The organism is Clostridium sp. UBA1056, from assembly GCA_002316385.1.
Lineage (GTDB): Bacteria > Bacillota > Clostridia > Clostridiales > Clostridiaceae > Clostridium_J.
The window spans coordinates 1,733-16,776 of record DCDL01000065.1 but is presented as its reverse complement, the minus strand read 5'-3'; the positions used below and the strand labels follow the sequence as shown (position 1 = coordinate 16,776).

At 32.5% G+C, this 15,044-nt stretch carries 15 protein-coding genes; 1 reads left to right on the top strand and 14 read right to left on the bottom strand.

Features of this window, described 5'->3' with window-relative positions:
• Nucleotides 1-93: 93 nt before the first annotated feature.
• The 14 genes from B3W71_RS18670 to cdaA form a co-directional block, all read right to left on the bottom strand.
• Nucleotides 94-990, bottom strand: a complete 897-nt coding sequence (locus B3W71_RS18670; RefSeq protein ID WP_346890443.1) for a polymer-forming cytoskeletal protein — start codon at nucleotides 988-990, stop codon at nucleotides 94-96.
• 37 nt (nucleotides 991-1,027) lie between these two features.
• On the bottom strand, nucleotides 1,028-1,654 hold the full coding sequence (locus B3W71_RS18665; RefSeq protein ID WP_346890442.1) for a DUF4004 family protein: 627 nt from the start codon (nucleotides 1,652-1,654) through the stop codon (nucleotides 1,028-1,030).
• A gap of 80 nt (nucleotides 1,655-1,734) precedes the next feature.
• Nucleotides 1,735-2,529, bottom strand: coding sequence for a polymer-forming cytoskeletal protein (locus tag B3W71_RS18660; RefSeq protein ID WP_346890441.1), 795 nt, complete (start codon nucleotides 2,527-2,529; stop codon nucleotides 1,735-1,737).
• 396 nt (nucleotides 2,530-2,925) lie between these two features.
• The gene (locus tag B3W71_RS18655; protein WP_346890440.1) at nucleotides 2,926-3,459 is read right to left on the bottom strand and encodes a 2-oxoacid:acceptor oxidoreductase family protein; all 534 of its coding nucleotides are present in this window, start codon (nucleotides 3,457-3,459) and stop codon (nucleotides 2,926-2,928) included.
• 1 nt (nucleotide 3,460) lies between these two features.
• The gene (locus B3W71_RS18650; RefSeq protein ID WP_346890439.1) at nucleotides 3,461-4,213 is read right to left on the bottom strand and encodes a thiamine pyrophosphate-dependent enzyme; all 753 of its coding nucleotides are present in this window, start codon (nucleotides 4,211-4,213) and stop codon (nucleotides 3,461-3,463) included.
• On the bottom strand, nucleotides 4,213-5,283 hold the full coding sequence (locus B3W71_RS18645) for a 3-methyl-2-oxobutanoate dehydrogenase subunit VorB (RefSeq protein ID WP_346890438.1): 1,071 nt from the start codon (nucleotides 5,281-5,283) through the stop codon (nucleotides 4,213-4,215). Before B3W71_RS18645 ends, B3W71_RS18650 begins: the two co-directional genes overlap by 1 nt.
• Before the next feature lie 16 nt (nucleotides 5,284-5,299).
• Nucleotides 5,300-5,509, bottom strand: a complete 210-nt coding sequence (locus B3W71_RS18640) for a 4Fe-4S binding protein (protein ID WP_343825738.1) — start codon at nucleotides 5,507-5,509, stop codon at nucleotides 5,300-5,302.
• Nucleotides 5,510-5,745: 236 nt separating this feature from the next.
• Nucleotides 5,746-6,423 (bottom strand): ATP-binding protein, encoded by a 678-nt coding sequence (locus B3W71_RS18635; RefSeq protein ID WP_346890437.1) that lies wholly within the window; start codon nucleotides 6,421-6,423, stop codon nucleotides 5,746-5,748.
• Between the two features lie 9 nt (nucleotides 6,424-6,432).
• A complete protein-coding gene (gene buk, locus B3W71_RS18630) occupies nucleotides 6,433-7,503 on the bottom strand; it encodes a butyrate kinase (RefSeq protein WP_346890436.1) in 1,071 nt (356 codons plus the stop codon).
• A 14-nt stretch (nucleotides 7,504-7,517) separates the two neighbouring features.
• On the bottom strand, nucleotides 7,518-8,420 hold the full coding sequence (gene ptb / locus B3W71_RS18625; protein WP_346890435.1) for a phosphate butyryltransferase: 903 nt from the start codon (nucleotides 8,418-8,420) through the stop codon (nucleotides 7,518-7,520).
• Between the two features lie 141 nt (nucleotides 8,421-8,561).
• Complete coding sequence (gene buk, locus B3W71_RS18620) at nucleotides 8,562-9,653, bottom strand: butyrate kinase (RefSeq protein WP_346890434.1); 1,092 nt, start codon at nucleotides 9,651-9,653, stop codon at nucleotides 8,562-8,564.
• Nucleotides 9,654-9,936: 283 nt separating this feature from the next.
• Entirely contained in the window at nucleotides 9,937-11,538 is a 1,602-nt protein-coding gene (locus B3W71_RS18615) for an NAD(P)/FAD-dependent oxidoreductase (RefSeq protein WP_346890433.1), read from the bottom strand.
• Nucleotides 11,528-12,775, bottom strand: a complete 1,248-nt coding sequence (locus tag B3W71_RS18610) for a CdaR family protein (protein ID WP_346890432.1) — start codon at nucleotides 12,773-12,775, stop codon at nucleotides 11,528-11,530. Before B3W71_RS18610 ends, B3W71_RS18615 begins: the two co-directional genes overlap by 11 nt.
• Complete coding sequence (cdaA, locus tag B3W71_RS18605; RefSeq protein ID WP_346890431.1) at nucleotides 12,745-13,593, bottom strand: diadenylate cyclase CdaA; 849 nt, start codon at nucleotides 13,591-13,593, stop codon at nucleotides 12,745-12,747. Before cdaA ends, B3W71_RS18610 begins: the two co-directional genes overlap by 31 nt.
• A gap of 186 nt (nucleotides 13,594-13,779) precedes the next feature.
• Here cdaA and B3W71_RS18600 point away from each other — a divergent pair, with 186 nt between their 5' ends.
• The gene (locus B3W71_RS18600) at nucleotides 13,780-14,790 is read left to right on the top strand and encodes a hypothetical protein (RefSeq protein ID WP_346890430.1); all 1,011 of its coding nucleotides are present in this window, start codon (nucleotides 13,780-13,782) and stop codon (nucleotides 14,788-14,790) included.
• Nucleotides 14,791-15,044 lie beyond the last annotated feature (254 nt).

Here is a 15,044-nt window from a genome sequence, read left to right as displayed (position 1 = left end):
TTTTCTATTGATTACTTATACTACATTATTTTATATGATGTAAATATTATATAAACGTGTGTAATCTACATATTCTTTTCCCCATATTTGAAACTATATTCTTACAGATTCCTTAACTATTCCGTCCTCTTCTATAATAAGTTCCCCTGAGTATTCAACTCTATCAATAATTGATCCTTTTCCTATAGTAATATTTTTACCTCTTACTATATCTACCTTAGAGTTTTTAAGTAGCACATCGTCTCCTTCTATACATTGGCACTGAAGACTTCCTTTATTTCTAATTTTATTAGTAAATAGTGATACTATTATCCCATCTCTAGCTATATTTTCTGTTACGGCTACAAATCTTCCACCAATTTCTTTAATGCGATGGTTTCCTGCCATACTAATATATATCTCATCTCCATTTATTAATCCATCACTATTTGTGTCTCCACTTAGAGTTATTTTTTCTCCTTCTATTCCATCTTTTACAGTAATATCTCCTGATATAGCTATATCTCCACCACTAATTTTCCCATTACTTTCTATATCTCCAGAAACCTCAATCTCATTTCCTTTTAAATTACCCTCAATAATAGCATTTCCACTTAGATGTAGGAGTCCATTACATTCTAAATCACTTTTTATGTCTATATCTCCACTAACCCTAAGAGTTTCACAAGTAACTTTCCCATTTACATTTACATCTCCACTTACTTTTAACTCTCCCTTTATAAATAAGTTCTCGTGGATATCCACGTCCCCACTAACTCTCATTATTCCACATTGTAAACTACTATTAATATCCACATCCCCACTTACTTTAAATAGATCTTCACAGTATATATTTCCCTTTAATTCTGCATCACCACTAACGCTAATATTTCTACAATTAACATCTCCATTTATAGTGCCATCTCCACTTATTTTTATATCTCTATAAGTTCCCCCTTGTAATACTAGACTATCATTGATTTTTAAATCAGCATAATTATCGTAGTTCATTTTTTACACCCCATTTTTCTTTATATTTAAATATAAACTATAGTGTCAATCTCATCTTAAGATTCTCTATAGTATTTTTAATATTTACTTCCCCTATGATTTTGCTACCATCATCCACAATTATTTTTTCTCTGTAGGCTACTACACAAATTCCAATCCCTAACCTTCTTATTACATATACACTTCCATCTTTTTCTTCTATATTTCTATATTCCTTATCAATAAGCTTTAACATAACCTCTATCTCATTGATAGTTAACTTACCTAGATCTAGCTGGCTTTGAAGTATATGCATTAGCAAAATATCCTTAAAATTATACTTATCCTTCTCTCTAAACATATCCTTATAAATCGGAAAAGTTTCTTCTCTTATAATCTCTTTTTCTATAACATACTCTTCATTTACATCATCTACTTTCGGCTTATTAGTGAACATAGCAGCTAAGTCATCTAAAGGCATATCATCCTTAAGCTCCAAAATTTTATTTATTCTATTTATTATCTTTTCCCTAGGGAAGAATGTTTCTTGACCTGTATAACTTGATTTCTTTATAAACCACTCTTCTGGAATAAGATCTTTTCTCTTCCACCTATACAGCTGTCCATAAGATATTCCCGTCATATCTAATATTTCTTTTTTAGAAATTAAATCTTCTTCCACCATTTTATTTCCTCCTCTTTATAGTTTAGTCTCACCTATATCTAAACTTTTTCTATATCTTTAGTAATTAATAATTATCAATTCTACAGCTTTATTTCCTCTTCAATAACATACTCTGAACCTAATTTTTCTAGGCTTTTACTATACTCTATTCTCTTAATCTTGCAGCCTTCTCCTATGGTAATCTTTTCCCCTCGAACTACATCTGCAATAGTATTTTCTAAGTAAATTTCATCTGCTTCAATAGTTCTAATAGTTAGATATCCATAATTTTTACTAAATATTTTACATATGAATCTTCCAATAGCATTCATAGTAGAATATTCCTTTAAAACTTTTACTTTAGTAGCTCCAATTTCTTCAACTTCACATATACCATTTAATTCAATATTTACTTCATCTCCATTTACCATCCCCAAGGTTTTAAGTGCACCTTTTATAGTTATAAACTCTCCCTCAATACCATGACCCACATTAACAGCTCCTAAAAGCTTAACATTAGTTGCATTTATTCTACCCTCAACTTTACCTGCTCCCGCCATAGTAAATTCTTCACCTTTAAAGTTTCCTCCTATTTTTCCACTTCCGCTTATGCTAAATTTATTTGCATGAATAGAACCAAGAACAGATCCACTCCCACTAATACTTCCAGTAACACAGTTTAGATCACCAGTTACCTTTCCACTGCCACTTATATTAAATGTATTGCTTATAACAGCCCCCTCAACTCTTCCGCTTCCACTTATACTAAACTTCTCACAATTTACATCTCCAACGATTTTTCCACTTCCACTGATAGATGCAACTTTATATCTTCCACCTGCAGCACTTCCTGATCCTGATATTCTTAAATCTCCAAATTGCTCGCTATTTACCATATTTTTTGTTCTCCTTTCATTTTAAACCCACATCTCACGTAATAATGTTACGCTAATTAATGATTTGCAGTGTATATCCCTATATATAGCTATAAATTTCATATGCAATTACTATATTGTTATAGTAACATAACATTGTTACGCATGTAAATAGTTTTTTTAGCATATCAATATTTTTTTGTGTTTGTGATTATTTTGAAAAATTGAAGAAGATAAATCATCAACTTTCATAGATGATTTAAAATAAAAATGTATACCATATGACTTAATCATCCTAAATTAGAAAATCTATTAGATTCTTATATAATGTTCTATGAAAACTCTAAGCACTATAAAAATTGAAAATAAAAAACTCCAGAGAGTGATTAAATACTCTCTGGAGTTAAAGCTAATAAGCTATTTTACAATATATGAAGCTCCAACTTCTAAAGCTTTTCTATTGATTTCAAAGAATTTTTCTTTTCCATGGTCTTTTAGAGATTGAAGTAAAGTATCCATAGAAACTATTTGAGTTTTTGCAACTAATGCCCCTAAAAGTACCATGTTTGCAATTTGTTTGCTTCCAAGATTATCAGCTTCTGTTTGAGCTGGTATTTTTATAACTTCAATATCTTCTCTTTCAACCGGTCTTTCAATTAAGTCACTATCTAGTATTAATAATCCTCCTGGTAAAATTTCTTTTTCAAATTTATCAAGAGAAGGTCTATTCATAACAACTAGTGATGTAGGGTTAGTTACTATTGGAGATCCAACAGCTTCATCTGAAACAATAACAGAGCAGTTTGCAGTACCTCCACGCATTTCTGGACCGTAAGAAGGTAACCATGAAACATTCATATTAACATCCATTCCAGCATAAGCTAAGAATTTACCCATTGATAATATTCCTTGTCCACCAAATCCAGCAAATATTACTTCTTGTGATGCCATATTATTTTCCCTCCTCAGTTGTTGTATCTTTTTTAACACCTAGAGTATAGAATGGCATCATGTTATCTCTTAACCATCCAAGTGACTCTTCAGTTGATAATCCCCAGTTAGTTGGGCATATTGATAAAACTTCAACCATTGAGAAACCTTTTCCATCAATAGCATTTTGGAAAGCTTTCTTAATAGCAGCCTTAGCTTTATTTACACGTGGTACGTTATCCACTGACACTCTTTCTACATAACAAGCTCCATCTAATGTAGCTATCATTTCAGATACTCTTATTGGATGACCTTGAAGTTTAACATCTCTTCCATATGGTGAAGTTTCTGTAACTTGTCCTGGTAATGTTGTTGGAGCCATTTGTCCTCCTGTCATACCATAAATACAGTTATTTACGAAGATTGTAACTATGTTCTCACCTCTTGTAGCTGCATGTACAATTTCTGCTGTTCCTATAGCTGCTAAGTCTCCATCTCCTTGATATGTGAATACAACTTTATCTGGATTAGATCTTTTTATTCCTGTAGCAACTGCTGGTGCTCTTCCGTGTGCAGCTTCGAACATATCACATGCAAAGTAGTCATATGCCATAACTGAACATCCAACTGGAGCAACTCCAATTGTTTTATCTAGAACATTTAACTCTTCAAGTACTTCCCCTACTAGTCTGTGGATTATTCCATGAGTACATCCTGGGCAGTAATGGGTAGGCACGTCTAATAATGCTTTTGTTGGTTGAAATACTATTGCCATTATTTAGCACCTCCTATGAATTTTTTAACATTTTCAAGGATTTCATTAGGACTTGGAACCATTCCACCTGTTCTTCCAAAGAAGAATACTGGTTTTCTGCCTTCCACAGCAAGTCTAACATCTTCTACCATTTGACCACAGCTAAGCTCTATTGATGCGTAACCATGTTTAGTTTTATCAACAGTTTTTTCGAAAGCTTCTACCGGGAAAGGCCATAATGTTACCGGTCTTATTAAACCTAATTTTATTCCTTCTTTTTCAGCTAATTTTACAACAGTCTTGCATATTCTTGAAGTTGTTCCGTATGCAACCATTATTAAATCTACTTCATTTTCACAATTATATAATTCATATTTAGTTTCTTTTTCTTTTATAGCTTTATATTTAGCTTGTAACTTTAAGTTGTGAGCTTCAAGGCCTTCTGGTTTTAAGTATAATGAATTTATTACATTATGGTGAGCTCTTCCATTTAATCCATTAGCAGCCCAAGTTTTTTCTGGAAGTTCTTTTGCACTTCTTTCTTTAAACTCCACTGGCTCCATCATTTGTCCAAGCATTCCATCCCCCATAACCATAACTGGAGTTCTATACATCTCAGCTACATCAAAAGCATCTTGAACTAAATCTACCATTTCTTGAATTGAACATGGTGCATATACTGGCATGTTGAAATCTCCATGTGCTCCACCTTTAGTTGCTTGGAAGTAGTCTGATTGAGCTGGTTGAATTCCGCCAAGTCCTGGACCGCCTCTAACTATATCAATAATAACACAAGGTAGTTCTGCACCTGCTATATAGGATATTCCTTCTGCTTTTAAGCTTATTCCAGGTGAGCTTGAAGATGTCATGCATCTTACTCCTGTTCCTGCTGCTCCATATATCATATTTATTGCAGCAACTTCACTTTCAGCTTGTAGGAAAACTCTACCTATTTTAGGCATTTTTCTTGAAAGATATGCTGATATTTCTGTTTGTGGTGTTATAGGGTATCCAAAGAAACATTGACAACCAGCTTTGATAGCTGCTTCACCTATAGCTTCATTACCCTTCATTAAAACTTTTTCTGACATGAATCTTTCCCTCCTATTATTTTTCCACTGTAATTACAAGATCTGGACACATTTTTCCACATGATGCACAACCAATGCACTTAGGCATATTTTCTTCTGTAACTGTGGCAGGATGATATCCTTTTACATTTAGTTCCTCAGAATAGGTTATGATTTGTTTTGGACATGCATTTATACATTGTCCACATCCCTTACATCTTTCTTCCCTAAAAGTTACCTTTGCCATAATATTTACCTCCTTGTATAGAAAGTTTCGAATATTTTGTTTCGAGTATTTGTTTTGAATATTTTGCTTAGAATATTTGTTTTGAATATTTTATTTATATATACTGTTTTATGTCCTGCCTCAAAGTGTAATACGTTTACATTTTACTATCTTATTTTCCTAATGACAATAAAAATAAATACGTTTACATATATAATTTATCACTATTTAGTACAAGATGTCAATTTATCATAGCGCTAAATTAAATCTTTTCTCCATGGCGGTAACATATATATATGGATTGGGAATATCTTTCCTAATATCTTTCCATTCACTTCTTCTACAAGTTCTTCTGAACATACAGTGTAAGCATGAGGTATATTTAGTTTTTTAGAAAGTTCTACTATTTCCCTATCTCCTTTAATTATATGTTCTTTTGTAGTTTCATATGATAAGTTTGTATTAGATATCAAATGAGTCACCTTTAATCTTGAAGCTCTTTCTATATCTCCAAGGAACTCTAAAGTATCCTTATCGTTAGATGTAAAAGGCCTATTACCGTTTATCACAAAATACATGTCATAAGGTTCTTCTTTAAAATATCTGTTGTATTGACCAAGAGCTATTGCACCTGCATCATCTCCTCCGATATCGAAAATAACCTCATAACTTTTATCATTAAACACACTTCTGACTTCTGCTGGTACTACCATAAGCTCAGCATTAACATAATCAGGATTTGAAGATATAACCCTTATATTATATTTTTCTTTTAATTCTTGTGTAAGGTCTCTAACACAAAAATATGGATTTACTATATCCAAATCTACAAGAGCTACTTTTTTTCCTTCTTTAGCTAAGTTGATTGCATAATTTATTGCTATTTCTGTCTTTCCACTTCCAAAGTGACCTGTAAAAACCCTTATTCTACTCATAGCTTCACCTTATTTATATTTCTTAGCAGCTTCTTGACCCTTTAATACTCTAAGTCCGCCTTCTGCTAAAGCAAGTAATTCATCCTCACCTGGATAAACTATTACTTGTGATATAAATTCCACCCTTTCTTTAATGTAATTTACTATATATTGTGAGTATGCAATTCCACCAGTTAATATTATAGCATCAACTTTTCCTTGTAGTACTGCAGCACATCTTCCAATTTCTTTAGCTACTTGATATGCCATAGCATCAAATATTAATTTAGCTTCTTTATCTCCAGCTAGTACTCTATCTTCTACAGCCTTGGCATCATTGGTTTGTAAGTATCCTACTATTCCACCCTTGCCATTTATCTTTCTCTTTATTTCATCCATAGTGTATTTTCCATTAAAGCAAAGTTTAACTAAATCTCCAACTGGAAGTCCCCCACTTCTTTCAGGGGAGAATGGACCTTCTCCATCTAAGGCATTATTTACATCTACAACTCTTCCGTGCTTATGTGCTCCTACTGATATTCCACCGCCCATATGAGCTACAATAAGATTTAATTCTTCATAAAAAATATTTTGTTCCTGAGCATATCTCTTGGATACAGCCTTTTGATTTAAAGCATGGAATATACTCTTTCTCTCAATTTCAGGCATACCAGATATTCTAGCTACATCCTCGAATTCATCAACTACAACTGGATCCACTATAAAAGATGGCACCTTTATCTCCATAGCTATTTCATGAGCTATTATTCCACCTAGGTTAGACGCATGCTGTCCTAAAACTCCGTGCTCCAAGTCCTTTATCATAATATCGTTTACATTATAGGTTCCACCTTCGATAGGCTTTAAAAGTCCACCCCTACCCACTACTCCTGATAATTCTTTTATGTCAAAGCCTTTTTCTTCTAACACCTTAAGTATTACTTCTTTTCTAAACTCTAATTGGTCATATATTTCTTTATATTTACCAATTTCTTCTGATGAGTGTCTTAAAGTTTCCACTAATATAAGATTTTCATCATCATATACACCTATTTTTGTTGATGTTGAACCTGGATTTATTATTAATTGTTTATACCCCATTTTTTGTCCTCCCCCTATCTTCCTGCCACTAATGATGCAAGTGCTATAGAATTCATCTTTGTTTCTGGTGAATCTGCTCTTGATGTAACTATAACCGGAGCTGCTGCTCCCATTAATAATCCACCATTTTTAGATTCTGTAGTGTATGTTAGACACTTATAAACAGCATTTCCAGCTTCGATATTAGCCATTAATAGTATATCTGCTTCACCTGCCACTGGACCTGATATTTTCTTATGAGCTGCAGCCTCTTTCGAAAGTGCATTGTCAAGGGCTAGTGGTCCATCAATTATACAACCCTTTATTTGTCCTCTCTCATTCATTTTGGAAAGGTTTGCAGCGTCTAGTGTAGCTAGCATACTAGAATTTACAACTTCAACAGCACAAATTGGTGCCACTTTTGGCATATCATTTTCAAGGGCATGAGCTACTTGAACCGCATTTTTTACTATATCTACCTTTTCTTTAAGTTCTGGATACATGTTAAAGGCTGCATCTGTTACAAATAATAATCTATCATAGCCTGGAACTTCAAATACTGCAATGTGTGACATTTGTTTTCCAGTTCTAAGACCTACTTCTTTATTAAGTACTGCTCTTAAAAATGTAGCTGTATCAACTAATCCCTTCATCATCATATCTGCTTTTCCAGATGATACAAGCTTAACGGTCTCTATTGCTGCTTTATTTACATCTTTCTCATCTATAATTTCATATTCCCCTATATTCATTCCGATATTTTCTGCAATTTTTATTATTTCCTCTTTATCCCCAACTAATATAGCATCTGCAATACCATTCTTTTTAGCATCTCTTATAGCTTCGAGTACTGGTTCATCTTGGGCTACAGCTACAGCTACTTTCTTCATTGATTGAGATTTAACTTTAGAAATTACCTCGTCAAACGTTTTCATCATTTTGAGACCCCCCATATATTAGGCATCTGAAAATAAATAATAAGTCAAAGATGGGAAGTATATTTTGAGTTAGACAAGGAAACAGGTTCNNATAACACAAAATAGACGAGCATTCTGGCTTATTTATTTTTTGAAGATGCCTTAATCAAATTTTACTTCATTGTCATATATTTTTGGTTCTTCTTCCCCGCTTAATACTCTTAAAGCCCCTTCAGCAAGAGCTAACATTTCATTTTCCCCTGGTACAATTTCTATAGGTGCAATAAATTTTACGTCTTCAGTAATCCAGTCAGTAACTCTTTTATTATAAGCAATACCACCAGTTAAAATTATAGCATCAATTTTACCACATAGAGCAGTAGCCATACCAGCTATTTCTTTACTAAGCTGATATGCCATAGCTCTCAATACTAATTCTGCGTTTTTATCTCCTTCATCAATACGTCTATCAGCCTCTCTTCCATCATTAGTTCCAAGATATGCCACTAATCCGCCTTCTCTTGTAATTTTATTTTTTAGCTCCTGTAGTGTATACTTCTTGCTAAATGCAAGTTTCACTAAATCTCCAACTGGGAGGCCTCCTGTTCTTTCAGGTGAGAAAGGCCCATCTTCATTTGCATTATTACAATCAATTATTCTACCACCTTTTACTGGTGATACAGTTATTCCTCCCCCTATATGTGCTACAACAAAATTACTATTTTCAAAATCCAAATTTTTATCAGCGCATACCTTTCTTACTACAGCCTTAATATTTAAAGCATGTACAAGAGAACGTCTACATATATCCTCCATGCCTGATATTCTTGTTACATCATCAACTTCATCAACAGCAACAGGGTCTACTATATAAGATGGTATTCCAGCCTTCTCTGCGATTTCAAAGGCAATAACTCCACCTAAATTAGAAGCGTGTTGTCCTTGGAATCCTACAATAAGGTCATCTAACATCTTATAAGTTATTTTATAAGTTCCTCCTGGCATAGGTCTTAAAAGTCCGCCTCTACCAACTACAGCAGCAAAACTTTGAAGTTGATAATCGTTTACATTGAGCCAATTATATATACCTTCTGTTCTCATATCCTTTTGCTGACATATATGAGAATACTTTTTCACTTCCTCCGCACTATGAGATAAATTGGCTGAGGCTATACATTTCTTCCCCAAATATACAGCTATTTTCGTAGATGTTGACCCTGGATTAATTACTAATACTTGCTTATCTCCCCTCATAACTATACCTCCACATAAAATATTTATATTAGCTTTAATACATCTTTGCTATAGGCTTAGAACTAGATGAAATTTATCAATTTCTAAGCCTTAGCAAAATTTACCCTAAAGGATAGAGAGTTCTACAGAGCAACGCTCTAAGAATTCTGTCCATCCTAAATTCTACCTTTACCTTTTGCTGTAAAATTATATCCCCGGCCAAAGAAAAGAAGAATGGATAAAATACTCTTCTTAAATATTATATTAACAAATTGATAGTATAAATATCAAGTTTCTATTTGTTTTATTTTAATGAATATTCTGTTATAATCCTCTCAGCAACTCTAAGTCCGTCTACCGCTGCTGATACGATTCCCCCTGCATATCCAGCTCCTTCCCCTGTTGGGTACAATCCTCTAACATTAACGCTTTCATAATTCTCAGTTCTATTAATTCTTACTGGGGCAGAAGTTCTTGTTTCCATACCTGTTAATAATGCGTCCTCTCCTGCATATCCTGGTATTCTTCTATCAAATACAGGTAATGCCTCCTTTATGGCATCTACCACAAAATCCGGTGCACATCTTCTTAAATCTGAAAATTCGGTTCCTGGAGTATATGTTGGTTTAACTTTTCCAAAACTTTTTGATACTCTATCATTTAAAAAGTCCTTCACTAGCTGAACTGGGGCGTTATAATTTCTTCCTCCAACTTCATAGGCTAAAGCTTCATAGTGTCTTTGGAAGGCGATTCCTCCTAACGGTGTATTTCCCTCAAAATCACTAGGGTCTACTGATACCACTAAAGCTGAATTAGCATTTATACCATCTCTCTTATAGTTGCTCATTCCATTTACTACTACAGTATTTTCTTCTGAGGCTGAAGCTACTACATGCCCCCCTGGACACATACAAAAACTATATACTGATCTAGATAATTTATCACTAGTATATGTTAATTTATAATCTGCTGCCCTTAGTTTTGGATGAGTTGCATATTCCCCATACTGATTTTCATCTATCATATGCTGCAAATGTTCAATTCTAAAACCTATAGCAAATGGCTTTGGAGACATTGAAACTCCCTTAGAAAATAGCATTTCGTAAGTATCTCTTGCACTATGTCCTGTAGCAAGCACGAGATTATCACAAGGTATGCGGTCACCATCTACTACTATTTCAGAGATTTTTCCATTCTTTATTACTATATCTTCAAGCTTAGAAGAGAATCTTACTTCTCCACCATATTCCTTAATTTTTTCTCTTATATTTTTAACTACATTTTTTAATATATCTGTCCCTATATGTGGTTTTCCCATATATGTAATTTCTTCTGGTGCACCTGCTGAAACAAGCTTTTCTAAAACATATCCACATCTATGATCTTTAATTCTAGTAGTTAATTTTCCATCTGAAAATGTACCAGCTCCACCTTCTCCAAACTGAACATTACTTTCTGTATTAATTATCCTACCAGTCCAAAAACTATCTATAGTTCTAGTTCTACCGTCTACATCTTCACCTCTCTCAACTATAAGAGGGCTATATCCATTTTCTGCTAAAAGAAGGCCTGCAAACAATCCTGCGGGTCCCATGCCTACTACTATAGGTCTATTTTCTAGTTTCTTTGTTCCAATTTCAAAGTCAGCCTTATAGCTATCTCCACCTAATCTAACATCATTGCTATTTGCTCTAGCTATAACCTTAGATTCATTGTCACACTCTATCTCTACAGCATAATTTATCTTTATATCTGATTTTTTTCTAGCATCTATAGATTCCTTAGTGATTTTAAAGGATTTAAAATCACTTTCTTTTATTCTAAGTTTATTAGCCACCTTTGATTTTAAGGTGGCTAAATTATCTTCATTTATCCCTAAAACTAAATTATTTATCTTAACTGGCATTGCTACTTTTCTCCTCTGTTGTTGGTTTTATGGTTATGGTTATAGTTACACTTTCTGGTGTCTGACCCTTAACTTGTACTGTATTCGGTATTCCTGATACCTGAATCTTAGCCTCATGAGACCCTTCCGTTAAACCTTTTAAATCTACTGTAGCCTTAACGGTATCTTCATTAACTTTGTTAAGTTCACTCTCTTCTCCTGTAATAGTTAATTTAAGTGTTGTTGTAGAGTTTTCTAGAGTAAGATTTTCACCTAAATTAGGATAGTTTATTGGTATGCTTAAAGTTTTTTCACTATGTTTCTTTACTGCAAATTTTACTTTTACAGTTTGCACATTATTCACACTGTGTATTCCATCAGGTATTATTAGATTTGCATCTACAGTAGTACTTTCAGTTATGCTACTAAGGTCTATAGGTGCTGTGTTTATATCTTTAATTTGATCTATTAATTCACTTGCACCAACTACTTCTATACTCTTTGGTGCAACTTCCATGCTTAATATCTCTATGCCTGATGGAGTTGCTCCTGTAGTCTGTACATGCACCCCTAAATACTTACCTTTTTTAATCTTAACCTTTACTTGCACGTATTCTGGGTATACAGATAGTCCACTGACTTCCTTTTCATCTGAATTTACTAGAGTAACTTTATTTGTTGCATCTATATCAGCATTTGCATTAGTTATATCTACTTGTGCTACCGCTTCAACTACTTGATCTAAATACCTCTGCGGCCCTGATATTTTTACAGAATTAGGTGATAGTTCAGGATTATCATTATAATATCCTTCTGCTACTTCTCCTGAAGTTCTAGATGTTACATTTACATATTTATTTGCTAAAGTATCTACATCTACTTTCATTAAGAGTCCATCAGCATTTACAACAGAAACCCCAGGAGTTACTTCTTTTACTTTAACTTGAATTTTATTTTCTCCTGGTGTTAAAGCATACCCCTGAAGGTCTGCTACAAGAGCAAAATCTTTATTTTTATCTAAATCCTTAATCGTTGATGCAGGAGCCTTTACCGTTAAATTTATATAAAAATCCTGGTTTGGTATCAACACTAAATCTCGATCTTCTAGGGTATCTTCATTGAGTATTTGAACTGGCACATACTTTATTACACTAGTAGTTACAGGGTTTTCGCTGCTACGAATATACATCCACAATACTAGTGCTGCTACTATGCAACAAATTCTTATTATGATGTCTTGTCTTTTTTGTTTCTCCATAGCCTTACCCTCTCTTTAAATGATTCTTTTCTATTTTGTCTACTCCTCATTACTTTAAGTAGTACGTTTCTTAGCTTCTCCTTATCATAATTTCTAAGTAGTCTTCCATTTAAAGCTAAAGAAATTACTCCCGTTTCCTCAGAAACTATAATTGTTATACAGTCAGCTACCTCTGTGACTCCTATTCCAGCTCTATGTCTTGTTCCCAATTGTTTATTTAACTTATCATCATTGGTAAGTGGTAAAAAACATCCAGATGCTATAATTTTGTCATTTCTTATTATAGTTGCTCCATCATGAAGAGGAGTATTTACAACAAAAATATTTTGAAGTAGCGCCGAAGATACATCTCCATTTATCTTAGTTCCTGTATTTATGATATCTCCAAGCCCTGTCTTTTGTTCTAATATTATAAGTGCCCCAACCTTATCTGCAGCTAATGTCTCTACAGCATCTACTATTTCATTAATCACATTTTTCATAACTTCTTCATCTTCATAAATTATTTTATCTACGAAGGAAGTTCTTCCGATATGTTCCAAAGCCTTTCTAATCTCAGGCTGAAATATAATTATAATGGAAATAACACTAATAGTTAAAGTATTCTCCAATATCCAGTTTAAGGTTCTTAAATTTAAAACATCACTTATAGGTATTAATAAAAATATAAGCACAATTCCTTTTAATAATTGCTCTGCCCTAGTCTCCTTTATTAAGGTGTAACCTTTATAAAAGATAAAAGAAACCACCAGGATGTCAATTAGAGAAAATATAGTCATTCCCTTAAAAATATTTATAAGCGAATTTAAGCTTTCCATACAGTCACCACCTAACAATAATACTATTTTAATTATACACCAATACTCATATTTGTAATATAAAATTTAATTTTTAGAACAAAAATTTTTTATTAAATAAATATAAATAACCATGAATATTTTAGTTTTTACTTTAATATAAAGAATTATAATATTCTTTTTAATATACAAAGGGGGATGCTGTAAGTGGGTGATAAAAAATTCAAAATAGACAATGTAGTAATTAAATATTTATGCGTTTTTATTATTGGTATAATTTTATTTTTTTTGAGCTACGGTTTTTTTAGTAACTTTTCTTTTAATAAAGGTGAGAGATATATTTATAATACTATGAATGCCATCTTAAAAGTTAATAATAGATCTAAAGACTTTTTAGATAATAATAACATAAATGTTGAAAAAGCTCTTAGTTCTCTACCTGAAATGAAAACTGACCTAATAGATATATCTGTAGATTTAAATTCTAATCCTTATGCCGAAGACACAAATTATGCAGAAAATCATAAAAATTTATTAAAAGGTCTAAATGAAAATATTCTTATCATTGAGCAGCTTGAAGCCATGCTTAAAAATCCTGCTGGAAATGACATAGAAATAGCAGCTAATAATCTAAAGCTTTTTAGAGATACAGCAGAAAACTATTATGGATTGATTAATATGGATAATTCTAACTATGATTTAGGTGTTCCAATGTATTCAGTAATAAATTCTACAATAGATTATTGTATATCTACTAATAATTTTAAAAGAATATCTGATTTAAAATTAGCAGAAGCTACTAAATTTCTTGACACTTTAAAAGAGTTAGTCATATCATTAGACAGTCTAAAGCATGACTTTTATGAAGATGTTTTAAAATGTCGTAGCGGAAATACGGCCTATGAACTTTTAATTTCTAATATAGATGATACTTCTAAAAAATTAGCTTCAGTACAAAACGTTTTATCGCAAATGTCCATACCAGATAATTTTTCATCAATTTATAACGATTATTCAAAAACTGTATCTTTATATAATGACTACTTATATAAGATTAAATATGCTATTGTAACTGAAAAAGTCCGTAGGGAAAGTAAGGACATAAAGGAAGATTTTATGGATTCACTTTATATTTCAAGCAATGAAACTTATGATAAAGTAGAAAAAATGTATAAAAATTTTACTAAGGAGTATAATAACCTAAATAGCAATTACTGAAAAAGGAGATGAATTATATGAAAAAATTCATTTTGATTCTTTTGCTTTTCTGTAACATCCTTGTTGTATCTCCATATCACATAGATACCCTTAATAGAGCTAATCCAACTAGAATAGAAGTATAAATAAACTTAAAATAAAAAGTAGAGAGAATGGGCTGATAAAATAACCCATTCTCTCTATTTTATTAGGCATCTTCAAAAAATAAATAAGTCAGAATGCTCGTTTATTTTGTGTTATCTGATGACTACCCG

Excerpts from the sequence above, each read along its gene's own strand:
- B3W71_RS18660 (WP_346890441.1), bottom strand. The coding sequence starts at position 2,529 with ATGGTAAATAGCGAGCAATTTGGAGATTTAAGAATATCAGGATCAGGA.
- B3W71_RS18655 (WP_346890440.1), bottom strand. The coding sequence starts at position 3,459 with ATGGCATCACAAGAAGTAATATTTGCTGGATTTGGTGGACAAGGAATA.
- B3W71_RS18650 (WP_346890439.1), bottom strand. The coding sequence starts at position 4,213 with ATGGCAATAGTATTTCAACCAACAAAAGCATTATTAGACGTGCCTACC.
- B3W71_RS18635 (WP_346890437.1), bottom strand. The coding sequence starts at position 6,423 with ATGAGTAGAATAAGGGTTTTTACAGGTCACTTTGGAAGTGGAAAGACA.
- cdaA (WP_346890431.1), bottom strand. The coding sequence starts at position 13,593 with ATGGAAAGCTTAAATTCGCTTATAAATATTTTTAAGGGAATGACTATA.
- buk (WP_346890434.1), bottom strand. The coding sequence starts at position 9,653 with ATGAGGGGAGATAAGCAAGTATTAGTAATTAATCCAGGGTCAACATCT.
- B3W71_RS18640 (WP_343825738.1), bottom strand. The coding sequence starts at position 5,509 with ATGGCAAAGGTAACTTTTAGGGAAGAAAGATGTAAGGGATGTGGACAA.
- B3W71_RS18665 (WP_346890442.1), bottom strand. The coding sequence starts at position 1,654 with ATGGTGGAAGAAGATTTAATTTCTAAAAAAGAAATATTAGATATGACG.
- B3W71_RS18670 (WP_346890443.1), bottom strand. The coding sequence starts at position 990 with ATGAACTACGATAATTATGCTGATTTAAAAATCAATGATAGTCTAGTA.
- B3W71_RS18610 (WP_346890432.1), bottom strand. The coding sequence starts at position 12,775 with ATGGAGAAACAAAAAAGACAAGACATCATAATAAGAATTTGTTGCATA.
- B3W71_RS18615 (WP_346890433.1), bottom strand. The coding sequence starts at position 11,538 with ATGCCAGTTAAGATAAATAATTTAGTTTTAGGGATAAATGAAGATAAT.
- buk (WP_346890436.1), bottom strand. The coding sequence starts at position 7,503 with ATGGGGTATAAACAATTAATAATAAATCCAGGTTCAACATCAACAAAA.
- ptb (WP_346890435.1), bottom strand. The coding sequence starts at position 8,420 with ATGATGAAAACGTTTGACGAGGTAATTTCTAAAGTTAAATCTCAATCA.
- B3W71_RS18645 (WP_346890438.1), bottom strand. The coding sequence starts at position 5,283 with ATGTCAGAAAAAGTTTTAATGAAGGGTAATGAAGCTATAGGTGAAGCA.